General features: G+C 68.0%; 25 protein-coding genes. 9 read left to right on the top strand and 16 right to left on the bottom strand.

Annotated elements, in window-relative coordinates; genetic code table 11:
• Nucleotides 1-46: 46 nt before the first annotated feature.
• From tatC to trpS, 3 genes are read right to left on the bottom strand one after another with little or no spacing between them, the layout of a single operon-like run.
• Complete coding sequence (gene tatC, locus AFER_RS04725; protein WP_171788950.1) at nt 47-778, bottom strand: twin-arginine translocase subunit TatC; 732 nt, start codon at nt 776-778, stop codon at nt 47-49.
• Between the two features lie 44 nt (nt 779-822).
• Complete coding sequence (locus AFER_RS04720; RefSeq protein ID WP_015798350.1) at nt 823-1,176, bottom strand: twin-arginine translocase TatA/TatE family subunit; 354 nt, start codon at nt 1,174-1,176, stop codon at nt 823-825.
• A 20-nt stretch (nt 1,177-1,196) separates the two neighbouring features.
• Nucleotides 1,197-2,195 carry a tryptophan--tRNA ligase gene (trpS, locus tag AFER_RS04715; RefSeq protein WP_041661694.1) on the bottom strand — a complete coding sequence of 333 codons (999 nt, stop codon included), beginning with the start codon at nt 2,193-2,195 and terminating at the stop codon, nt 1,197-1,199.
• Between the two features lie 134 nt (nt 2,196-2,329).
• Here trpS and AFER_RS10930 point away from each other — a divergent pair, with 134 nt between their 5' ends.
• Nucleotides 2,330-2,674, top strand: coding sequence for a hypothetical protein (locus tag AFER_RS10930; protein ID WP_015798348.1), 345 nt, complete (start codon nt 2,330-2,332; stop codon nt 2,672-2,674).
• A gap of 13 nt (nt 2,675-2,687) precedes the next feature.
• Here AFER_RS10930 and lepB read toward each other — a convergent pair whose 3' ends face one another.
• From lepB to arc, 7 genes are all read right to left on the bottom strand, one after another.
• Nucleotides 2,688-3,218 (bottom strand): signal peptidase I, encoded by a 531-nt coding sequence (gene lepB / locus AFER_RS04705; RefSeq protein ID WP_015798347.1) that lies wholly within the window; start codon nt 3,216-3,218, stop codon nt 2,688-2,690.
• Nucleotides 3,218-4,576 (bottom strand): Pup--protein ligase, encoded by a 1,359-nt coding sequence (pafA, locus tag AFER_RS04700; RefSeq protein WP_041662756.1) that lies wholly within the window; start codon nt 4,574-4,576, stop codon nt 3,218-3,220. The genes lepB and pafA overlap by 1 nt, the downstream gene beginning before the upstream one ends.
• 9 nt (nt 4,577-4,585) lie before the next feature.
• Complete coding sequence (gene prcA / locus AFER_RS04695) at nt 4,586-5,284, bottom strand: proteasome subunit alpha (protein ID WP_015798345.1); 699 nt, start codon at nt 5,282-5,284, stop codon at nt 4,586-4,588.
• Nucleotides 5,281-6,102 carry a proteasome subunit beta gene (gene prcB / locus AFER_RS04690; RefSeq protein ID WP_015798344.1) on the bottom strand — a complete coding sequence of 274 codons (822 nt, stop codon included), beginning with the start codon at nt 6,100-6,102 and terminating at the stop codon, nt 5,281-5,283. The genes prcA and prcB overlap by 4 nt, the downstream gene beginning before the upstream one ends.
• Nucleotides 6,103-6,178: 76 nt before the next feature.
• Complete coding sequence (locus tag AFER_RS04685; protein ID WP_015798343.1) at nt 6,179-6,373, bottom strand: ubiquitin-like protein Pup; 195 nt, start codon at nt 6,371-6,373, stop codon at nt 6,179-6,181.
• Nucleotides 6,374-6,395: 22 nt separating this feature from the next.
• Nucleotides 6,396-7,889, bottom strand: coding sequence for a depupylase/deamidase Dop (dop, locus tag AFER_RS04680; RefSeq protein WP_015798342.1), 1,494 nt, complete (start codon nt 7,887-7,889; stop codon nt 6,396-6,398).
• A 20-nt stretch (nt 7,890-7,909) separates the two neighbouring features.
• Nucleotides 7,910-9,649 carry a proteasome ATPase gene (arc, locus tag AFER_RS04675; protein ID WP_015798341.1) on the bottom strand — a complete coding sequence of 580 codons (1,740 nt, stop codon included), beginning with the start codon at nt 9,647-9,649 and terminating at the stop codon, nt 7,910-7,912.
• Between the two features lie 136 nt (nt 9,650-9,785).
• On the opposite strand from arc, the gene AFER_RS04670 reads away from it, so the two are divergent.
• On the top strand, nt 9,786-10,022 hold the full coding sequence (locus AFER_RS04670) for a ferredoxin (RefSeq protein ID WP_015798340.1): 237 nt from the start codon (nt 9,786-9,788) through the stop codon (nt 10,020-10,022).
• A gap of 247 nt (nt 10,023-10,269) precedes the next feature.
• On the opposite strand, the gene AFER_RS04665 is transcribed toward AFER_RS04670, so the two are convergent.
• The 4 genes from AFER_RS04665 to AFER_RS04650 are packed head-to-tail and all read right to left on the bottom strand — an operon-like array spanning nt 10,270 to nt 11,888.
• On the bottom strand, nt 10,270-11,160 hold the full coding sequence (locus tag AFER_RS04665; RefSeq protein ID WP_015798339.1) for a tRNA (adenine-N1)-methyltransferase: 891 nt from the start codon (nt 11,158-11,160) through the stop codon (nt 10,270-10,272).
• Nucleotides 11,157-11,369 (bottom strand): hypothetical protein, encoded by a 213-nt coding sequence (locus AFER_RS04660; protein WP_015798338.1) that lies wholly within the window; start codon nt 11,367-11,369, stop codon nt 11,157-11,159. Before AFER_RS04660 ends, AFER_RS04665 begins: the two co-directional genes overlap by 4 nt.
• A complete protein-coding gene (locus AFER_RS04655) occupies nt 11,369-11,575 on the bottom strand; it encodes a hypothetical protein (protein WP_015798337.1) in 207 nt (68 codons plus the stop codon). The genes AFER_RS04660 and AFER_RS04655 overlap by 1 nt, the downstream gene beginning before the upstream one ends.
• Nucleotides 11,576-11,588: 13 nt before the next feature.
• Nucleotides 11,589-11,888 carry a phage holin family protein gene (locus tag AFER_RS04650; protein WP_015798336.1) on the bottom strand — a complete coding sequence of 100 codons (300 nt, stop codon included), beginning with the start codon at nt 11,886-11,888 and terminating at the stop codon, nt 11,589-11,591.
• 109 nt (nt 11,889-11,997) lie between these two features.
• Between AFER_RS04650 and AFER_RS10925 the strand changes: the two genes are divergently transcribed.
• From AFER_RS10925 to AFER_RS04635, 3 genes are read left to right on the top strand one after another with little or no spacing between them, the layout of a single operon-like run.
• On the top strand, nt 11,998-12,720 hold the full coding sequence (locus tag AFER_RS10925; protein ID WP_015798335.1) for a 6-phosphogluconolactonase: 723 nt from the start codon (nt 11,998-12,000) through the stop codon (nt 12,718-12,720).
• 9 nt (nt 12,721-12,729) lie between these two features.
• Entirely contained in the window at nt 12,730-15,003 is a 2,274-nt protein-coding gene (cofH, locus tag AFER_RS04640) for a 5-amino-6-(D-ribitylamino)uracil--L-tyrosine 4-hydroxyphenyl transferase CofH (protein ID WP_015798334.1), read from the top strand.
• The gene (locus AFER_RS04635; protein WP_015798333.1) at nt 15,000-16,022 is read left to right on the top strand and encodes an LOG family protein; all 1,023 of its coding nucleotides are present in this window, start codon (nt 15,000-15,002) and stop codon (nt 16,020-16,022) included. Before cofH ends, AFER_RS04635 begins: the two co-directional genes overlap by 4 nt.
• Nucleotides 16,023-16,743: 721 nt before the next feature.
• Here AFER_RS04635 and AFER_RS04625 read toward each other — a convergent pair.
• Nucleotides 16,744-17,415, bottom strand: a complete 672-nt coding sequence (locus AFER_RS04625; protein WP_015798331.1) for a hypothetical protein — start codon at nt 17,413-17,415, stop codon at nt 16,744-16,746.
• 72 nt (nt 17,416-17,487) lie between these two features.
• Here AFER_RS04625 and AFER_RS04620 point away from each other — a divergent pair, with 72 nt between their 5' ends.
• Entirely contained in the window at nt 17,488-18,192 is a 705-nt protein-coding gene (locus tag AFER_RS04620; protein ID WP_015798330.1) for a tetratricopeptide repeat protein, read from the top strand.
• 19 nt (nt 18,193-18,211) lie between these two features.
• Here AFER_RS04620 and AFER_RS04615 read toward each other — a convergent pair whose 3' ends face one another.
• The gene (locus AFER_RS04615; RefSeq protein WP_015798329.1) at nt 18,212-19,261 is read right to left on the bottom strand and encodes a class I fructose-bisphosphate aldolase; all 1,050 of its coding nucleotides are present in this window, start codon (nt 19,259-19,261) and stop codon (nt 18,212-18,214) included.
• A 104-nt stretch (nt 19,262-19,365) separates the two neighbouring features.
• Between AFER_RS04615 and AFER_RS04610 the strand changes: the two genes are divergently transcribed.
• From AFER_RS04610 to AFER_RS04600, 3 genes are read left to right on the top strand one after another with little or no spacing between them, the layout of a single operon-like run.
• The gene (locus AFER_RS04610) at nt 19,366-20,148 is read left to right on the top strand and encodes an HAD-IIA family hydrolase (protein WP_015798328.1); all 783 of its coding nucleotides are present in this window, start codon (nt 19,366-19,368) and stop codon (nt 20,146-20,148) included.
• A gap of 42 nt (nt 20,149-20,190) precedes the next feature.
• Nucleotides 20,191-21,036, top strand: coding sequence for a CHAD domain-containing protein (locus tag AFER_RS04605; RefSeq protein WP_015798327.1), 846 nt, complete (start codon nt 20,191-20,193; stop codon nt 21,034-21,036).
• Nucleotides 21,033-21,983 carry a TrmH family RNA methyltransferase gene (locus AFER_RS04600; protein ID WP_015798326.1) on the top strand — a complete coding sequence of 317 codons (951 nt, stop codon included), beginning with the start codon at nt 21,033-21,035 and terminating at the stop codon, nt 21,981-21,983. Before AFER_RS04605 ends, AFER_RS04600 begins: the two co-directional genes overlap by 4 nt.
• Nucleotides 21,984-22,031 lie beyond the last annotated feature (48 nt).

The raw sequence follows: 22,031 nt of genomic DNA, 5'->3' as shown, positions 1-22,031 counted from the left end.
GCTGCGGAAGGTAGATACCAGCGGAGCCTCCCCGTCGAGGACGAGCTTAGCCTCCGGCGTCGGCGACGCGTGCCCGCCGCTTGGTGAGCGCCGAACCGACCACGATCGACAGCTCGTAGAACACGAGGAGCGGCACCGTCATCGCGGTCAAGGAGTAGGGATCGTTACTGGGGATGAGGATCGCCACCACCACGATGATCCCGAGCCACGCGGGACGCCGGTGCCGCCGCAACGCGGCCGGACTCACCACGCCAGCGAGTTCGAGGCCGACCAGCACGACCGGGAACAAGAAGGCGACGCCGAAGGCGATCATGAGGATCAGCAACAGCGACAGGTAGCTCTGCGGCGTGTAGATCGCGTGCACCTGGGCGCCCGCGGCCGACTGGAAGAACCCGAGGGCGCGTGGATAGACCAACCACGCCACCACGCCGCCCGCCACGAACAGCGCGACCGACGACACGAGAAACCCCAGCGTCAGGCGTCGCTCGCCCCGCTTGAGGCCGGGAGCGACGAAGCGCCACAGCTCCCAGAGCACGATCGGGGAGGCGAGGAACAGCCCCGCCACCGCGGCCACCTTGAGACGGATCGCGAACCCATCGATCGGTCCGGTCACGTACAGCACGCAGTGCGGTTCGTGCTCGACCGTACACAACGGTTCGGTCAGGACCGACAACAGGTGCGGGTAGACCGCATAGGCCGCGATGGCGCCGATGGTGACCGCGACGATGGCGCGAATCAGGCGACGTCGCAGCTCCCGCAGGTGCTCCACGGTGGTCATCGCGTTGGGGTCGAGACGGCGCCGTCGTGGCCGCCGCAGCGCCACTAGTTCAGCTCCCAGGGTCCCGCCACGATCGATGCGGCGCCCGTCGGCGTCGCCGAGGAGGCCTGGCCAGGAGGGGGCGACGCCGGAGCCGCGGGGCCTTGGGCCGACGCACTCGTGGCGGGGCCCGAAGCCATCAGCCAGCGATCCAGGCCTCCTGGCAAACCGATGCGCAGCACGTCCTCGGGGATCCCGGCTGCGTGCGCGACCTCGCCGAGATGCTTCGCGACCCACTCCGTCGGCGACCGTGCGAGCGACCACAGCTCGCCCGCACGCCGCGCGACCGCCGGTAGGCGCTCGGGCCCGAGCACGATGAGCGCCGCGACGGCGATGAACAGCACCTTGGCCGGATCCACGCTGGTCCCTCCACGCCTCGTCAGGTCAGGCCCAGGCGATCGCGCACCACGGCCATCGTCGTGCGGGCGATGTCCCGGGCGCGCTCACGCCCCTGGTCGAGCACGCCCCGCAGGGTCGCCTCGTCGTCGCGCAGGGCCATGAAGCGCTCTCTCACCGGGGCGATGGCGGCCACCGCCGCCTCCGCGACCGCTTCCTTCAACGGTCCGTAGCGATCGAAGCGAGCAGCGACGCTGGATGCGTCGGTGCCCTCGAGCGCGGCGAGGATCTCGACGAGGTTGGTCACACCGGCACGGGACGGGTCGTCTGGCTTCCAGACGACCTCGGCGAACGAATCCGTACGAGCGCGGAGGAACTTGCGCCGAATCGTCGCGTCGTCGTCGGTCAGGAACACGATGCCCGCTTGCGAGGAGGAGGACTTGCTCATCTTCGACGTCGGCTCGGCGAGGTCCATCACGCGTGCGGCATGGGTCGGAAGCTGACCCTTCGGAACCGTGAAGGTCGGGCCATAGGCGCCGTTGAAGCGCTCGGCGAGGGTCCGCGTCAGCTCGAGATGCTGGAGCTGGTCCTCGCCCACCGGCACGACATCGGCCTGATAGAGCAAGATGTCCGCCGCCATCAGCGCGGGGTAGGTGAACAGCGACGCGCGCACCTTCGTCTGGCGAGCGGACTTGTCCTTGAACTGCGTCATCCGTGCGAGCTCGCCATAGGTCGCGGTCGACTCCATCACCCAGGCGAGTTCGGCATGCTCGGGCACCTCACTCTGCATCACGATGGTCGACTTCAAAGGGTCGATGCCCACCGCAAGGAAGGTCGCCACCAGCTCGTAACGCTGGCGCCGAAGCGCCGCAGGGTCCTGGTCGACGGTGAGGCTGTGCAGATCCGCGACGAGGAAGATGCACTCCGCCCGCTCCTGGTCGGCGAGAAAGTTCATGAACGCACCCAGCAGCGTGCCGAGATGACCCACGCCGGTGGGCTGCACGCCCGAGAGCACACGGTTCGCTCGCAGAGACTGCGTCACCGGCGTGAGTCTACCTGCACACGGCACATTCTCTTGGAGTCGCGTCGAGGTCGACGGCCGCAGCACTCAACACCGGCGCCGCGCGTGCCGATAGACCCTCTGTCACGGACGCGCGGTTGCGAAGGGAGTCGCCCATGCCGATCATCAAGGCCTCGTGCCCAGAGTGCGGGGACGTCGAGGTCGCGCCCGGGCGTGTCAAGATCATGCTCTGCTCCTCGAACGGCGAAGCCTCGTACACGTTCCGCTGTCCGAGCTGCGGGTTCATCGTCGCCAAACCGGTCGAACGGCGCATCGTCGAGGTGCTGGTCGCAGCCGGCGTACGGCTGCAGTTCTGGCGGCTGCCCGAGGAGCTCTCCGAACACCACGACGGCCCCCCACTCGACGAACACGATGCGGCATCGCTGCGCGACGCCCTCGAGACGCCCGGTTGGGTGGACTTCCTTCGCAAGGGCATCGCCGGCGAACGCGGGAACGCCTGACGCCCGGGCACAGCTACGACCGAACGACGTGTGCTTGGCTCGGCGGCCATACCACCGCGACGACCTCGCCCACGATGCTGGAGGCTGGCACGGGTCCAAAGATGCGCGAATCCACCGAATCGCCGCGATCGTCACCGAGCACGAAGTATTCGCCCCGCGGGATCGTCTGGGGCACGATGCCCTCCGTCCGATCGCCGCGAGGCAGATAGGGCTCCGCGAGGACCCGTCCGTCGACCACGACGTGCCCCCCGCGGCTGGCGATCGTCTGACCGGGCAGGCCGATCACCCGCTTGACGAGGTAGTCCGAGTTCGCCTCCCCCGGATCGTCGGCCGGTCGCCGAAGCACCACGACGTCACCGACCTCGATGGGGTGTGTGTCGAAGGCGAGTCGATCGACGAGGATCCACGACCCGGGACGGATGGTCGGTCGCATCGAACCGGTGGGGACGACGAACGGCGTGAGCACCCATGCGCGCACCGCCAGCACGGCCGCCACGACGAGGAGCGCCAGTGCGAGCCAGCCCGCTCGGCGACGGCGAGCCATCAGATCGAGGTCAGCAACCGATCCACGCGCTCGTCCTCGGACGCGAACGGATCCTTCAGCATCACCGTTCGCTGCGCCTGGTCGTTCAGCTTGAGGTGCACCCAGTCGACCGTGTAGTCGCGGTGCGCCTCCTTCGCTGCACGAATGAAGCGCCCCCGCAGCGCCGCCCGCGTCGTCGCCGGAGGTTCGTCGACGGCACGCTCGATGGTCTCGTCGTCGACGATCCGCGGAACCCGACCCTTGGCCTCGAGCCGAGCAAAGAGGCCTCGCTCGCGGCTGATGTCGTGATACTGCAGGTCCAGCAGCGACACCTGCGGATGCGACAGCGGGAGCTGATGACGCGCCCGAAAGGCCTCGATCAAGGTGAGCTTGGTGACCCAGTCCACCTTGCCAAAGAGCGCCTCGTGATCGTTCGCGCGCAGCGCCTTCAGCGCCTCGCGCCACATGTCGAGTGCGCGCGCCTCGTCCGCAGGCAGACCGATCCGCTCGTGGTAGCGCTCCGCCCGCTCGAAGTAGGCCTCTTGGATCTCGAGCCCTGTGAGTTCGCGACCGTTGACGAGCCGAACCGTGCGCTCGAGTTCGGTGTCGTGGGCGATCTCTCGGATGGCCCGAATGGGATTCTCGAGCGTGAGATCGCGGAGGACGACCTCCTCTTCGAGAAGACGCAGCACGATCGCCATGGCTCCGACCTTGAGGTAGGTCGCCCACTGCGACATGTTCGAGTCCCCGACGATCACGTGCAGCCGTCGATAGCGCTCGGCATCTGCGTGCGGCTCGTCGCGCGTGTTGATGATCGGACGTGACCGCGTCGTCGCCGAGGACACGCCCTCCCAGATGTGCTCGGCTCGCTGCGAGACCGCATAGAGCGGACCGCGCGAGGTGAGCAGCACCTTGCCCGCGCCGGCGATGATCTGACGCGACACGAGGAACGGGATCAGGACCTCGACGAGCCGGGTCAGGTCGTCGACGCGGACCGTGAGGTAGTTCTCGTGACAGCCGTAGGAGTTGCCGGCCGAATCGGTGTTGTTCTTCAACAAGAAGACGTCACCGCGGATGCCCTCTTCGCGCATCTTGGCCTCGGCAGAATGGGCCAAGGACTCGAGGATCCGCTCCCCCGCCTTGTCATGGGCGACGAGATCGCTCAGGGAGTCGCACTCTGGGGTCGCGTACTCCGGGTGGCTGCCGACGTCCAGGTACAACCGCGCGCCGTTCTCGAGGAACACGTTCGAGGAGCGGCCCCAGCTCACGACGCGCCGGAACAGGTAGCGAGCAACCTCGTCGGGACTCAGGCGACGCTGGCCACGCTGGGTGCAGGTGATGCCGTACTCGTTCTCGATGCCGTAGATCCGCCGTGCCAAGCGGGGCACTCAGGCACTCCCCTCCGGCTGATCGCCCAGCGCCTCGCGCACCTCGTCGACCTCGAGGCGTCGGAAGCAGCGACGCTCGCCTCGATCCTCGAGCACCACGACCTCGAGATCGTCGGCCCCGATCGGAGGACGTTGCCCACTGAGCGCGTCTCGCGCGCTCTGGAGCAGCCGCTCCCTCGGACCACTCGCGTCGTAGAGCGCACGGAAGCGCTCCGCGATCGCGTCGGCATCGCCCCCGAGCACAGCGAACTCGCGCTCGTCCATCACGGTGCCGTCGTAGAGGATCTGGAACAGCTGCGACTCCCGATGTCCGTTGCCGAGCTCCGCCACGAGGATCTCGACCTCGAGCGGCTTCATCTCGTGCGTGAACACCGTGCCAAGGTACTGCGCGTAGAGATTGGCGAGACTGCGAGCGTCGACGTCCTCTCGTGCATAGGCGTAGCCCTTGAGGTCGGCGTGACGAATCCCAGCGACGCGGAGCTGGTCGAACTCGTTGTACTTGCCGACGCCGCCGAAGGCGATGCGATCGTAGATCTCCGACAGCTTGTGCAGCGATCTGGACGGGTTCTCGGCGACGATAATGATGCCACCTTCCCAGACGGCGCCGATCAGCGCTCGTCCCCGAGCGATGCCCTTGCGGGCATAGTCCGCCCGATCCTTCATGAGCTGTTCGGGCGCGACGTAGAACGGCATGCTCATCGCCGCGCACCTCGCTCCCTCACGGCCTGGTCGAGTTCGACCGCGATCTCCTCGAGGCGAGCGTCGTCGATGCGCCGGTAACCCTCGCGGTCGATCACCGCGACCACCGGGAAGATGCCCCGCAGCGCATCGGGTCCACCGGTCGCGGCGTCCTCCTGGGCTGCTTCGTACAGCGCCTGGACCGCAAGGTGGACAGCCCCTGCCTCGTCGAGGCCGGGCCGCCATCCGAGCTTCAAGGTCGCGCGAGCATCACGACCCCCCGACCCGATCGCGTAGTAGGCGACCTCCTCGTAGCGGCCCCCCGCGACGTCGAAGGTGAAGATCCGACCCTCGCTGCGCTCTGCGTCCCAGCCCGCGAACAACGGCATCACCACGAGGCCCTGCATCGCGAGCGGGAGGTTCTGGCGGATCATCTGGGCGAGCTGATTGGCCTTGCCCTCGAGCGAGAGCGCCTTGCCCTCGACCTTCTCGTAGTGCTCGAGTTGCACTTGGAAGATCCGCACCATCTCGACGGCCGGACCCGCGGCACCGGCGATCCCGACGCCCGAGAAGCGATCGGCCGGGAAGACCTTCTCGATGGTACGATTGGCGATGAAGTTCCCCTCGGTCGCGCGACGGTCGCCAGCGATCACGACGCCGCCGGCAAAGCGCAGTGCCGCGATGGTGGTCCCGTGCGGCACCTGAGCGCCGAGCGAACCATCGCCCGACGTCGGCACGGTGCGAGCCGCGTCCCGCGAGACGAGTGCGGCAAAATCCGGCCCCGGGTCGTGCCGAGGGTCAAAGAGCGGTAACGCCAACCTTGCTCCATCCTTCCTCATGCTCAGGCCGACCGTCGTCGGCCCCGTGCTCAGGCCGACCGTCGTCGGCCCTCGAGCCCGTCAGTTCACCCGACCGCTACTCGCCACCCTTTTGGACGTAGTTGCGGACGAACTCCTCGGCGTTGTCCTCGAGCACCTCATCGATCTCGTCGAGGATGTCGTCGATCTCGGCCTTGAGCTTGTCAGAGCTCGCCGCGCTCTGCGTCGAGACCTCTTCGGCCTCCTCCTCGCGCTCCGTCCCACTCCGTCTGACCTGTTCGCGCTCAGCCACGATGATCACCTCACTAGGTATGTTAGGCCCCAAGCGCCTCGAGTAGCTCGTCCACCGAGCCCACCGACTCGAGGAGCGTTCCGACGAGTTCCTTCGTCCCTCGCAGTGGATCCATCATCGGCACGCGTCGAAGCGGATCGCTGCCGACGTCGAAGATCATCGAGTCCCAGTTCGCGGCTGCGACCTGGGACGGAAACCGCGCGAGGCACCGACCGCGAAAGTAGGCCCGAGTGCTCGGCGGCGGCTCCGTCGTCGCGCGCGCGACCTCCTCGTCGGTCGTCAGTCTTCGCATGCGAAGACGGCGCTGCAGCGATCGCTCCGGGCGGACATCGTGGTACTGCAGATCCAGCGCGGCGATCCTGGCATCAGTGATATCGAGGTGGTGTCGCTCCATGTAGCCCTGCACGAGGGACCACTTCGCGACCCAATCGAGACGATCGGCAAGACTCATGGGGTCGCGCTCGAGTGTGCCGAGGACATCCGTCCACTCCTCGAGGATCGCGTGGGCCTCGTCATCGCCACCGAGGGCCTCGCCGCCGAAGCGATCGAGCCAGCGCTCTGCGCGCTCTCGATAGGCCCACTGCACGTCGAGACCACGCATGGTGCGCCCATCGGCCAACGTCACGGTGGCCTTGAGCGTGGGGTCCCACGACAGGCGCCGTAGGGAGCCAACCGGGTCGACGATGGAGATCCCGAGGTCCTCGAGCTCACCGTCCTCGATCATGGCGAGCACCATGGCCGTGGTCCCGAGCTTGAGCCACGTGGCCACCTCGCTGAGGTTCGCGTCCCCGAGGATCACGTGCAAACGTCGGAAGCGCTGCGAGTCCGAGTGTGGCTCGTCGCGCGTGTTGATGATCGGACGCTTCAGCGTGGTCTCGAGCCCGACCTCTTCCTCGAAGAAGTCGGCCCGCTGGGAGAGCTGGAAGGGAACCTCGCGGATCGACACCCCCGGGGCTTCGGACCCGACCTTGCCGGCCCCGACCACGATCTGGCGCGTCACGAAGAACGGGACCAGCTCCGTGACGATCCGACCGAACGGAACCTGACGATCCATCAGGTAGTTCTCGTGGCAACCGTAGGAGTTGCCCTTGCGATCGGAGTTGTTCTTGTAGACCACGATCGCTGGTCCATGAGGGTTCAGTGCGGCGACACCAGCCATTGCTCGCCGCATCACCTCCTCGCCAGCCTTGTCGTAGAGGGTCGCCTCCCGCGGTGTGCGACACTCCGGCGAGGAATACTCCGGGTGCGCATGATCGACGTAGAGGCGAGCCCCGTTCGTGAGGACCGCGTTGACGAGGTGCGTCTCGAGCTCGATGTTGCCGCCGGTATCCACGCTGAAGCCCCTCGCGTCTTGGCCAGGCGACTCGTCAACGAAGTCCCAGCTCGTCCTCCCGGCGAGCTGGGCAAGGTAGCCGTTGATCAGACTCGAGGAGGCGGTGATGGGGTTCGCCTCCGGCACCCCCGGCACGGTGATGCCGTACTCGGTTTCGATGCCGAGAACCTTTGCGACCGCCATCGCACCTCCCTACTCGGTACCTACAGGTACTGACCGGTCGCGACGCGCTCGATGGCGCGCCCACCCGTCTGTCCCTCCTCCTCGTGGAGGAGGATCCGCATGAACACGATCCGCTCGCCCTTGCGCCCGGAGATCTTCGCCCAGTCATCGGGATTGGTCGTGTTGGGGAGATCCTCGTGCTCCTTGAACTCCTTCGCGATGGAGGCGAGGAGGTCATCGAGGCAGATGCCCCGCGACCCGCCCGCGATCTCGCGCTTGATGGCGAGCTTCTTCGCCCGTCGCACGATGTTCTCGATCATCGCACCCGACGAGAAGTCCTTGAAGTAGAGGATCTCCTTCTCGCCGTTCTGGTAGGTGACCTCGAGGAAGCGGTTCTCGTCCGATGTGGCGTACATGCGCTCGACGGTCCGCTCGATCATCACCGCGATGGCCTTCTCCGCATCGCCACCGCCGAGGGTCGTGACCTCGCCCGCATCGATCGGGACCTCCGGCGTGAGATAGCGCGCGAAGATCTCGCGTGCGGCCTGCTCGTCGGGCCGCTCGATCTTGATCTTCACGTCGAGACGACCCGGGCGCAAGATCGCCGGATCGATGAGATCCTCTCGGTTGGACGCGCCGATCACGATCACGTTGCGCAAGGCTTCGACGCCGTCGATCTCCGCGAGCAGCTGGGGAACCACCGTCGACTCCATGTCGGAGCTGATGCCGGAGCCTCGTGTGCGAAACAGCGAGTCCATCTCGTCGAAGAACACGATGACCGGAACGCCTTCCTCGGCCTTCTCGCGTGCGCGTTGGAAGATCAACCGGATCTGGCGCTCGGTCTCACCGACGTACTTGTTGAGGAGCTCGGGACCCTTCACGTTCAAGAAGTAGCTTCGCACGCTCCGGCCCGAGACCTGCTCGACCTTCTTGGCGAGCGAGTTGGCGACCGCCTTGGCGATCAGCGTCTTGCCGCACCCTGGGGGGCCATAGAGGAGGATGCCCTTGGGGGCGGGGAGCCGATAGTCGCCGAACAGCTCGCGGTAGAGGAACGGCAACTCGACGGCGTCCTGGATCTCCTCGATCTGCCGATCGAGCCCACCGATGTCGTGATAGGTGATGTCAGGGACCTCTTCGAGCGCGAGTTCGCTGACCTCGGGCCGTGGCAGTCGCTCGAGCACCATCGCCGAACGCGGATCCACCATGACCGAATCACCGACGCGCAGCGGCGGGTGCTGCAGATGACCAGCGACCTGCGCCACCCGCTCCTCGTCCGCCCGTCCGAGCAGGATCACACGACTCCCGTCGTCGAGCACATCCTTGACCGTCGCCACCTCTCCGATCACGTCGCTCCCCCGCACCGACACGATGGCGAACGACTCGTTGAGGACGACTTCCTGACCGACGCGAACCGCTGCCAGGTCGATCTCGGGGTGCACGGCCACGCGCATCTTGCGGCCCGTGGTGAAGACATCCGCCGTACCATCCTGGTTGGCCGCCAGGTAGACGCCGTACGCAGACGGGGGCTGCGTCAGCTTCTCGACCTCTTCCCTCAGGTTCTGGATGTGCTCTCGTGCCTGCTGCAGCGTGAAGGTCAGCTTCTCGTTCTTCGCCTGGGTCTGAGCCAACGCTCCCGACACCTCGAGGAGCTTCTCCTCCAGGGCACGAACTCGACTCGGTGCCTCCTCGACACGTCGGCGGAGTTCGCGCACCTCCTCCTCGAGCGCTTGGCGGGACTGCTGCTCAGCGTGCTCACGTTCCGGGGTCTCATCGCGTGGCATGGCTAACCTCCCTCCACCGCGACACTACCGCATGGGCACGACACCATGACACCGTCAACGGTCCCGCGCTCCCGTGATTCCCTGGGTGAGTACCCACTAGTCTCAAGTGGGCGACGTCAATCGATGGAGGGTTTCGATGAAGGTGTGGATCGACCAGGATCTCTGCACGGGCGATGGCCTCTGCGAGGAGATCTGCCCTCCCGTCTTCACGCTCCTCGACGACGGCCTCGCCTACGTCAAGGACAACGGCGAGGTCCTGAACAACCCTGGGGGCTCTGCCCAGATGGCCTCGGTTCCGGTCGAGCTCGAAGACGCCGTGACCGAGGCCAGCGAAGAGTGCCCCGGCGAGTGCATCTTCATCGAGGCGGACTGAACCCCGACAACTCGCAACCTTCGCCCCCCGCGGCGAACGCGGTCCCCGGCAGCGCGGATACGGGACGGATACGGGCCGAGAGACGAACGAACTCGTCGAGGTCGACGTTCGGGCCAAGGGTTGCTCCACCCACCGTCAGGGTCGACCCAGCGTACGACCCGTCTGGCCGCTCGCGTCGGCACGACTCGCCGGCCCCTCACGACATGCCTGAGACTGCGCAGAGAACGCGCCGACGAGGATGTGAGTCCTAGGGTCGGTCCTCCGTTTGGATGAGCTCGTCGTCGACGTCGCCGTCCGCGCTCTCGTCGAGCGAGCCGTCATCGACGACACCCGACACGCTGATCTCGCGCGGCCGTTCAGCGGCCAACCGACGCGCTCGAGGCGTGATGTGAGCCGACACGATGAAGCCGGTGTGTGCCACCATCCGCAGCTCCGGCCGAACGATCTCGCCCCGTGCCACCCAACGACGCTCGAGGAGCTCCCGGACCTCGATGCGGACGTAGCCGCTCGCCTCGAGCGCCTCCACCGTCTCGTGAATCTGGAGCGCGTTGGTCACGTAGGCGACGATGCGACCCCCAGGGGCGAGTTCTGCCCCGATCCAGGGGATGACCTCCCACGGATGGACCATGTCCAACACAACCCGGTCGTAGGGCCCCGGCGGAGCCACGTCGGCGAGTTCGCCAACGATGATCGAGACCCGCTCCGAGCCTCCGAGATGCGCCACGTTCTTCTCAGCACGTCGAGCAAAATCGGGCCTGCGCTCCACCGCCACGACCGACGCACCGAGCCGAGCGAGCCAGACCGTCAGGCCCCCAGACCCGACACCGCACTCGAGGACCCGCTGACCAGGGGCGACATCGAGCGCGCCGAGGATGGCCAGCGCGTCCTTTGGGTAGATGATCTGTGCGCCCCGGGGCATGTGGACCACCGTCTCGGCGAGCGTCGGACGTACGGCGAGGATCCGCTTGCCCTTCGAGGTCACGACCGCCTCACCCGGCTCGTGACCGACGAGATCACCCATCGCGACCTCACCCACGGCCGTGCGCACGACGCCGGCCTCGGTGAGTTCGGCCACGGTCTCGCGACCGCGATGGTCGACCAGCAAGACCGAATCGCCGACCTGGAATGCCCCGCTCACCGACGCTCGCGCAGTCGCAAGGTCACCGGGCCACGGGAGAGATCGATGCGCGCCGTTCTCGTACGCCGACCCAGGCGTCGATCGATCCAACGCAGCGCGACGATGCCCCACACCACGCCCGCCACTGGCCCGCCGAGCCCCAGCACGGTACCGACGAGGCGGGAACGCTGTCGTCGAAGCGACCGCAGCACGCGCCGGGATGCAGCCATCACAGGCGAGTGATCTCGAGGACGCTCGAACGACGACCCCGCCGGTAACCGAGCACGAACGCGACGACCACGACCGCGGCGACCGCGATCCCGGCGACGCCAGGGACCGCAGGCCGCACCGCACTGGCGGAGCGAGACGCCTGCTCAGTCAGCGAGCGAATGCGCTCCTCGACGTCGCTGAGCGTTACCCGGCCTTCGGTTGCCATGTGTCCTCCCGCCTTACGCCTTCGCCCGGCGCCCAATGCGCGCTGCCGCGATCGCCACCACAACTGCGAGCACCACGACCACGATCACGTACGGGAGCCAGTCCAGATGGCCGGCGAAGGTCGTTCCCGTCTCGGTCTGGAGCAGCCGCAACAGTCCGATCCCCGCCAGCACGAAGCCGCCGGCAGCGAGCACAGACCCAACGAGGCCCCACACGACCATGGCACCGATCGCGCGGAACGGATCGACGGTCTCTTGCTTGAGGTAACGCCCGACGACCCGGAGGACGTCTCGAACCTCATCTGCCTCGCGCATCCACCCTGCTCCCCTAGCTGCTCGCGCGGTCGATGTCCTTGTGCTGCCTGCGACCGCAGCCACCGCGTCGCCTACCCTAGCAGGGAAGGCGACCGGACGAGGAGGTTCGATGGCTCGCGTCATCGTCAGCAACGACGTGCCAACGCGCTTTGCGGCACTCATCCACGACGCGCTCGAACGCGACACCTTGGTCGCGCTCTCCGGCGGATCGACGATCCTCGCCCTCTTGGACGCACTCGGGCCGAGCCTCCCACGCACCGGCACGATCGCGCAGGTCGACGAGAGGCTCGTCGAGCCCGGCTCGCCCGAAGCGAACTGGACACACCTCGGCCCGGTCCTGACCGGACGCGGTCCGGCCCTCTTGCCGATGGTGGATGCCGATGCACTGACGCCCGCGGACCTCGCAACCCTCGCCACGGAGGACCCGGCCACAGTGCCGAAGCTCGCCGACAGGCTCGCTGCCCGCTACGGCGCGCAGCTCGAGTCGCGTCCCACCTGGGGGCTCGTCCATCTGGGGATCGGGGCCGACGGCCACACCGCCAGCCTGTTCCCGGGCTCCCCAGGTCTCGATGCCTCAGGCCTCGTCACACCCAATCACGATCCGAGCGGACACAACCGCCACTGGCGCCTCTCGCTGACACGCGATGCTCTCGCGCGCTTCGAGACTCAGGTGATCGTGGCGCTCGGAGCCTCCAAGGCAACCATCGTCGCAGCGGCGCTCGGCGGTGCCGACCTCCCCGTCGTGCACGTCACCCGCGACGACACGATCTGGCTCCTCGACTCTGCCGCGGCGAGCGCGCTCGATCCCTCGATCGTCAGCCATGATGGCTAGGGTGACCCCATGACCAAGGCGCTGCTCGAGTGGTCCACCAACCGACTGCTCGCCGAAGCTGCTCGTCGGCGCGATCGAACCTTCGGGCCGAGGATCACCTACTCCCCGAAGGTGTTCATCCCGTTGACGCGTCTGTGCCGCGATCGCTGCGACTACTGCACCTTCGCCACCGTGCCCGCCCGACTCGGATCTGCCTTCCTGAGCCTCGACGAGGTCCGCGCGTTGGCTCGCAAGGGGGCGGCGGTGGGCGCTGCGGAGGCGCTCTTCACCCTTGGCGAGCGCCCTGAGCTCCGATGGTCCAGCGCACGCGATGCACTGCGTTCGCTGGGCGCTGCAACCACCCTGGACTACCTCCGCACCGCGGCTGACGTCGCGATCGCCGAGGGACTCCTCCCTCACCTCAATCCCGGGACGCTCACGCCCGAAGAGGTCGCGTCGCTACGACCGCACGCCGTCTCGATGGGCACGATGCTCGAGTCCATCCGACCGGACCTCCCGGTCCACCGCAACGCACCCGACAAGGATCCGGATCTGCGCCTCGCAACGGTACGTGCGATGGCACTCCAGCACGTGCCGACGACCAGCGGCATCCTCGTGGGCATCGGTGACAGCGAAGCCGATCGCCTCCGTGCACTCGAAGCCCTCGCCGCCATCGCCGAGGAGACCGGCTTCCTCCAAGAGGTGATCGTCCAGAACTTCCTCCCAAAACCTGGTACTCGACTGCGGCACGCCCCGCCCGCCGATCACGAGGCCCATCTGCGTACCATCGCACTCGCGCGTCTCGTGCTCCCACCGACCGTCCATGTTCAGGCACCCCCGAACCTCTCGGACGACATCGAGGGGCTCCTCTCGGCGGGCATCGACGATCTCGGCGGCATCTCGCGGGTCACCCCCGATCACGTCAACCCCGAACGCCCGTGGCCCGAGATCGAGCTCCTCGAGCGTCGCCTCGCCGAGGCAGGCCGCGACCTCGTGCCGCGCCTCGCGCTCTACCCCGAGTACGCGCGACGTGACGACGCCGTCGACGACGCGCTCCGACCCGCAGTGCGCGCGTCCATGGATCGCGATGGCTTCGCACGCGAGCACCAGTGGTTCTCCGGTCGACCAGGTCCCCTCCCCCCGCGCGTGGTGACCGTCAGCCGACGAGCTCCGGCCGGTTGGTTCGACGAGCTCGAAGCGGCGTCACGATCGGGAGAGGGTCCCTCGCTCGAGCTGCTCGAGCACGCCCTCAGTGCGCGCGGAACCGACGCACAGGCGGTCATCGACCTCGCCGATGCGCTGCGGCGCGAGACGAACGGCGACGTCGTCACCTTCGTTCAGAACCGGAACATCAACTACACCAACCAGTGCACCTTCGGCTGCGGGTTCTGCGCCTTCTCGCGCGGCCCGCGCTCCTTGGCGCTCCGTGGCGCACCCTATCTCCTGTCGATGGAGCAGATCCTCGCCAAGGTTGCCGAGGCAGCCGCCCGTGGTGCGACCGAGGTCTGCCTCCAGGGCGGTATCCATCCTCGCTTCGACGGCGGCACGTACCTCGACATCGCCGAAGCCATCCACGAACGCTTCCCGGCCATGCACATCCACGCGTTCTCGGCACTCGAGGTCTTCGAGGGGAGCCGACGACTCGGCTGGCCCCTCGACCGTTACCTCAGCGAGCTCGCCGCCCGCGGTGTGCGAAGCCTGCCCGGAACGGCCGCCGAGATCCTCGATGACGAGGTACGTGCGGTGATCTGCCCCGAGAAGCTGACCACCGACCAGTGGCTCGAGGTCCACGAGACCGCACACGCGGTCGGCTTGCGATCGAACGTGACGATCATGTTCGGGACGGTCGAGACGACCACGCACACCGCACGGCACCTCATGCGCACCCGGGCGCTCGGTACGCGCACACGAGGGTTTACCGAGTTCGTGCCTCTCCCCTTCGTCCACATGGGCGCACCGATCTTCCTCGCTGGCCGTGCCCGCCGGGGTCCGACGCTCCGAGAGGCCGTCCTCCTCCACGCGGTGGGGCGCATCGCCTACCACGGTGTTATCGACAACGTCCAGGCCAGCTGGGTGAAGATGGGGCCTGCCGGAGCCGTGCTCCTCCTCGACGCCGGCGCGAACGACCTCGGCGGGACGCTCATGGAGGAGTCGATTTCGCACGCAGCCGGGGCGGCACACGCGAGCGAGCTCACCGTCGCCGAGCTTGGTGCGATCGCAGCGCAGCGAGGCCGCCACCTCGTCCAACGAACGACGTTCTACGAGCACCTGATGGACGTCACGATCGCGAGCACGCACTCATGACATCCGACCACCACCGCAACCAGGTACCGGCGGTCGCGGGACGTGACAGTGACCTCAAGCAGCTCCTCCTCGATGAGGCGCTCGCGGCCACCGAAGCGCCCCTCGACCGACTCGACCTCAAGATGCTGACCTCAGCGCTCCGCGAACTCCGGAGCGCATTCGAGACGTTCGGCCCGTTTCGAACCCAGCGCAAGGTGACGGTCTTCGGCTCGGCTCGCACCCACCCTGACGAGCCGAGCTACCAGCTCGCCGAGACGCTCGGCGCCCGCCTTGCTCAGGCTGGCTGGATGGTCATCACCGGGGGCGGCCCAGGCATCATGGAGGCGGCGGCGCGCGGCGCAGGACCTCATCACGCCTTCGGGATCAACATCCGCCTTCCCCTCGAACAACCAGGCGATCACGAACTCGCCGAACACGGCCGACTGTTGGAGATGAAGTACTTCTTCACTCGCAAGGTACTCATGGTGCGCGAGTCCGATGCCTTCATCTCCCTCCCCGGCGGGCTCGGCACCTTGGACGAGACGTTCGAGCTCCTCACGCTCATGCAGACAGGCAAGACGCAGATCGCCCCTCTGATCCTGCTCGAGCCCGCTGGATCCCACTACTGGGACGGCGTGTGGCAGCTGCTCAACGATCGCATCGTCGACCGGGGGCTTGCCGACCGCGACGATCTCACGCTGCTTCACCGCTCGGACGACATCGACGACGCCCTGGCCGAGGTGTTCGGCTTCTATCGAGTCTTCCACTCGCTCCGCGTCGTCGGCCGAGACCTCATCCTCAGACTGAACGGGAGACTCTCCCCCGCGCGCGTCGCCGACCTCGAGGTCGCCTTCGGCGACATCACCACCGACGGTCGCATCCGAAGCGTCCGCGCGACGCCGTGGGAGGTGCGAGAGCACGACCATCCGGATCTCCCGCGCCTCGCCCTCCGCTTCGACCGGCGCTCGTTCGGACGCCTGCGCCAACTCATCGATGCCGTCAACGCCAGCGAGATGGAGGCCGTCCGACCCTCGGTCTAAGCAGAGGGTCATGGCACGACAGCACCCAGGGCAACTGACTCTGTTCCAGCCATCGCCCGCGCTGGCACGCAGCGCGTTCGCACGAGATCGTGTGCGTGTCGGGGTTGCCAAAGCACGCCTCGCAATCGAGCGCGCCAAGCACGTGCACGCAGCCGCGGATGCTCCCGCTCACGGACCATCCTGCTCGCGAGCCACCATGGCACTGCCCGTCACCGACCGCACCCTCGACAGACGACCCTAGCGAGGGTGACCCTGGTCGCCGGCACGAGGGACGACCGCATGCCGACGGACACCCAACCCATCCCGAGGGCTGCGAGACCGGTCCTCTCCTGCCCCGAGGTGCTGATCGGACCGACCGACCGGAGGCGACGCTCGCCTGCGGCCGACCTCCAAGACGCGACCACTCGCTCGGCGAGGATCTCGAGGACGATGCACACGCGGGAGCGAGCACCCACGACGCTCGAAGCACCACACGCGGCAGATTCTCCAAAGGCTGGCCGGGGATGAGATGCTCAACATGGGCGCCAGGGTCGCCGAGGTGACCGCGCCTTCGCACAGCACCGTGACCACCCTCGACCGCCACCGGTGAGCGCAGAGCGACCGCTACTCTCGTGTCGCCGAGGGCCGCTGTCGGCAGCGGACTCCCGTCTCTCCGCGAACGCCGCCGCAATCGGCACGTAGACTGAAGCACCCGTCACACTCCATCGCCAGGAAGAAGCCCTTACGCATGCCCGCACGACCTCAACGCCACGATCCTTCCCAGTCTGATCGACAAACCCCGACACAGCGCCCCCGTCCCGACACTCGAGCACGCGAACGCGACGGGCAGCGCAACCCTCAGTCTCGGGCCCGAGCCGCGGGGCAACGCAGCTCGGATCGCTCCGGAAACGGCACCTCTGCCAACCGCTGGGAGGGCCCGCGTCGTGGTGGCGGGCAACGTCGCCCCGAGGGCGAGGCGCGTGAGCGTCGCTTCGACGACGACCGTCGGCCGTCCCGTCGAGAGGGTTCCTGGGAGGGCCCGCGTCGTGGTGGCGGGGGACGTCGCCCCGAGGGCGAGGCGCGTGAGCGTCGCTTCGACGACGACCGTCGGCCGTCCCGTCGCGAGGGGTCCTGGGAGGGCCCGCGTCGTGGTGGCGGGGGACGTCGCCCCGAGGGCGAGGCGCGTGAGCGTCGCTTCGACGACGACCGTCGGCCGTCCCGTCGAGAGGGTTCCTGGGAGGGCCCGCGTCGTGGTGGCGGGGGACGTCGCCCCGAGGGCGAGGCGCGTGAGCGTCGCTTCGACGACGACCGTCGGCCGTCCCGTCGAGAGGGTTCCTGGGAGGGCCCGCGTCGTGGTGGCGGGGGACGTCGCCCCGAGGGCGAGGCGCGTGAGCGTCGCTCTGATGGCGCCCACCGTCCTGCTCGCACGGCAGGGCAGTCCTCCAAGCAGCCGCAGCCCTCGCGCACCAGCGGGCGCCTGCCCGAGGTGCGCTTCGACACCACGAGCCCGCGCCGACAGCGCTACCTCGCCCCGACGAGGCCGAACCGGCGACGCGCGAAGCCAGGAGAGCCCGTCGCGATCGAGCCCAGCGAGCTGACGGCGCCGCCTCGGCTCCGGCCAGTCGTCGAGCGTCAGCTCGCCGAGGCAGCACAGCACTATGCCGAGGATCGCTACGCCGAGGCGCTTCGCATCCTCACACGCATCGAGCGCCTCGCGCCTGCGTCGCCCCCCATCGAAGAACTGCTCGGTCTCGTGCGCTACCGCTTGGGAGATTTCGCTCGAGCTGCACGCCATCTCGCCACCTTCGTTGACCTCACCGGCGATCTGACGCACGGAGCGATCCTCATGGACTGTGCTCGAGCCGAAGGCGACGCTGAGGCCGTCGAGCATTGGTGGCGCGCGCTCCGCGAAGCGAGCCCGTCGAAGGACGCCATGGTCGAGGGGCGTATCGTGTGGGCAAGCCACCTCGCGGACACCGACCGCCTCAGCACGGCGGTGGACGTCATCCGTCGGGCACTCGAACGCGAGCGACAGACCACGTCGCTCCGGGCCCTCCGACTGCGCTACCAGCTCGCGACCCTGCTCGAGCGACAAGGACGCTACGCAGAGGCACGAGATGCCTTTCGCGCGATCGCCCAGGTCGATCCGTCGCTCTACGACGTCGCAGAACGGCTCGCGGCGCTGGCCTGAGGCGCGCGCCGCGACACGCTCACGCGAGTTCGACCGCAGGATCGAGGTAGACGTCCTGGATCGCGTGCAGCAACGCCACGCCTTCCTCGAACGGCCGTTGGAACGCCTTGCGCCCCGAGATGAGGCCGACACCTCCAGCACGCTTGTTGATGATCGCGGTCCGGACGGCCTCAGCAAGATCGCTCGCGCCGTGCGACTCGCCGCCAGAGTTGATCAGGCCGATCCTGCCTGCATACGAGTTCACGACCTGCCAACGAGTGAGTTCGATGGGATGATCGGTCGCGTAGCGCTCGTAGACACGAGGATCGGTGCGCCCAAAGCCGAGCTTCACGAAGCCGCCATTGGTCGTCGGAAGCTTCTGCTTGACGAGGTCGGCCTCGATGGTCACGCCGAGGTGATTGGCCTGCGCGGTGAGATCGGCCGCCGTATGCAGGTCTCCGTCTGGGGTCGAGAACGCGGGGTTGCGCAGGTAGCACCACAAGACCGTGAACATCCCGAGCTCGTGTGCCTCGTGGAACGCCGCCGATACCTCCTGGATCTGACGCGTCGACTCGGGTGAGCCGAAGTAGACCGTGGCGCCGACCCCAGCCGCACCCATGTCCCAGGCCTGGCGCACGTTGGCGAACATGACCTGGTCGTAACGGCTCGGATAGGTGAGCAACTCGTTGTGGTTCAGCTTGAGGATGAACGGAATGCGGTGGGCGTAGCGCCGCGACACGATCCCGAGCGCACCCAGCGTCGTCGTAACGGCAGAGCACCCCCCCTCGATCGCGAGCTCGACGATACGCTGCGGATCGAAGTAGGTGGGATTCGGCGCAAACGACGCCGCCGCCGAGTGCTCGACCCCCTGGTCGACAGGGAGGATCGAGACGTAGCCAGTCCCCGCAAGGCGCCCAGTCCCATAGAGCCTGGCGAGCTCGACCAACACGCGATTGGTACGGTCGCTGGAAGCGAACACCTCGTCGACCACGCGAGGGCCGGGGTGGATCAGGCTCGATGCGGGTATCCCCGTCGCGACGTAGGTGAGGAGCTGCTTCGCCTCCTCGCCCAGCAGTGACTCGTAGTCCACGCTCAGCACCTCCCTCGTGTCGACGAGGTCATGCTAGCCTCCAAGTCCCAACCAACGCCGAGCGACCCGCGACGCTTCGGCAGTCGATTGGCGACTGGAGGACCATGCGCTGGCTCATCGACCTGGACGGCGTCGTGTGGCGCTCGAGCACCCTCATCGAAGGCTCCGACCGAGCGATCAGGCGCATTCGTGATCGTGGCGACGATCTGCGCTTCGTCACCAACAACTCCACTCTCACCGTCGAAGCTTACGTCGCGAAGCTCCGCTCACTCGGGATCGACGCCGACGCCAACGAGATCCTCACCTCCGCCCTTGCCGCACGTCTCGCGCTCGGCAGTGACCAGCGCGTGCTGGCGATCGGCGAGGAAGGACTGACGAGCGTCGTCGCCGAGGGCAACACGCTCGTGAGGCCCACGTCCCTCGAGGACGCCGAGAAGGTCGACGCGGTCGTCATGGGCTGGCACCGAGGCTTCACATGGGATCTTCTCGCGCAGGCCTGTGTCGCGATCCGCGCGGGGGCCCGATTCCTCGCGACCAACCGAGACCCGACCTACCCGCTCGAACGACTCGTCGTCCCGGGAACCGGCGCGCTCGTCGCGAGCCTCGTCGCTTCGACCTCGGTGGAACCGACCTACTGCGGCAAGCCCGACTGGCCCATGGTCGAGCTTGTGCGACCCCACCTCGGTGCCACATCGACGATCATGGTGGGTGACCGCCTCACCACGGACGGAGCCTTCGCCAGGGCACTCGAGATTCCCTTTGCCCTCGCCGCCTCCGGCATCGCGGAGCACGACGACGGCACCACACCCGTGGCGGTCCGCGCCGCCGATCTGCTCGGCGTCGTCACCGCGATCGACGCCGACCCAACGATCCTGCACGCCCACTGACCCGACGTGACCAACGCACGACTCGTTCGACGACGCCCGACCATGCGCACCCGTGTCGTCATCGATCCCGAGGTCTGGCCGTCGGTGGCGGCGCATCTTGCCGAGACACGCGCGGCGCTCGAAGAGCTGCTCATCGCGCTGGAGCGGCGCACCACCCCCGACCTCGTCCACGATGCGCGAGCCGCACTCCGACGCGCGGCGGTCGCCGAAGCGCTCATCGGCACCGCGCCCGCCCCCAGCGTGGGGCGCCACGGCGCCTCTCCACTCACTCGCCTCGCGAACCAGCTCGCGAGCGTGCGCGATCTCGACGTCGCCGCGACGATCCTGCCAGCTCGTCCCGACCTCGCCGCCGAGCGCACCAAGCGCGCCGAGCGCCTCCCCGAACTCGCACGCGCCGCCCGTGTCTGCCTCCCGGGCCCGACATCGACACCCGACACTCGGCGCGTGGTCGATCTCGAAGCCCTCGTGCGTTCCTGGCAGCGCCGAGCGCGTCGTGCTGCCCAACGGCCTGGGATGGACGAGCTCCATGCGCTACGTCGAAGCGCACGCCGCCTCCGCCTCGCATCCGAACTCCTTGCACCCATCGCCCCCGCCACGAGCGTGAGGCTCCGTCGGCGAGCACTCGCACTCACCACCCACCTCGGCCGCGCCCACGACCTCCAGATCGCTGCCCTCCTCCTCGAGCGCTCGACACGATCGACCGCACGCCTGCTCGCGAGGCGCGCCACGAAGCTCGCACGAGGTTGGCAACCGCTCGCGGTGCGCACCTCCACCGAACTCGACGGGTGGCTCTGTGCGCTCAGCTCGAGGAACTCGGCTCCGACGATCCTCGCCTCGACCCTCGTCTCCGGTGGTGCCGACGACACCCTCCTCGACGTCGAGCCATGATCGCCAACCACGACGACGCCGCCTCTGCTCCTCTGCCGATCGGCGCCGTACGCATCGACGACCCCGACGACGACCGGCTCGAGCCGTATCGCGACCTCAAGGGCGGCAACGGGCTTCGCCAACGCCGAGGAGCTCGCGACGTGATCGTCGAGGGTCGCGTGGCCGTCACCACGCTGCTCGGGACCGGGCTCACCGTCCACTCCGTCCTCCTCGATGACCACCAGGTTGCACTCGCCACCGAGGTGGTCGATCGTGCCGTCGCCCGACGGGTCCCGATCCTCGTCGCATCCCGAAGGGTGATCGCCGAGACGGTGGGCTTCGCACTCCACCGCGGCGTCGTCGCCCACGCCGAGCGCCCGCCCGTGCAGGCACTCGAGGACTTCCTCGATCTGTGGGCACCGGGTGAGACGGCGCTCGTCGCAGAGGGTGTGGTCGACCAGGAGAACCTCGGGGCGCTCGGGCGCAACGCCGCCGCGTTCGGAGCGTGCGCCCTGGTGCTCGATCCCACCTCGGCCGACCCACGCAACCGCCGATCGGTGCGGGTGTCAGCGGGCCACCTCTTGACGCTCCCCCTCGTGCGCGCGACACCATGGCCGAGCGCACTGGCACTCCTTGCACGGTCGCAGGTTCGCATCGCCGCCTTGGTGCCACCGGCGTCGACACAACGCCTGCGTACCGAGCGAACCTGCGACCTCACTCCTGTCGTCACGGTCGACGAGCTCGCCGAAGCGATCGGCGAACCACGCCACGCACGCGCGCCCGGCGAGCACGACCTGCCGCGACCGCGCGTTGCGCTCCTCGTCGGATCCGAAGGACACGGGCTCTCACCGAGCGCTCTCGCCTACGCCGACGTACTCGTCACCATTCCGATCGCGAACGGGGTCGACTCCGTGAACCTCGCGACCGCCGCAGCCATCGCGCTCCACCATCTCGCCCTCGGTCGCTGACTCGATTGCCTCGCGCGACGCCCACGCGGGAGGCGAGCAGTAGTTCCG

This window comes from Acidimicrobium ferrooxidans DSM 10331 (assembly GCF_000023265.1).
GTDB lineage: Bacteria > Actinomycetota > Acidimicrobiia > Acidimicrobiales > Acidimicrobiaceae > Acidimicrobium > Acidimicrobium ferrooxidans.
This window is presented reverse-complemented; position numbering and strand designations above follow the sequence as displayed.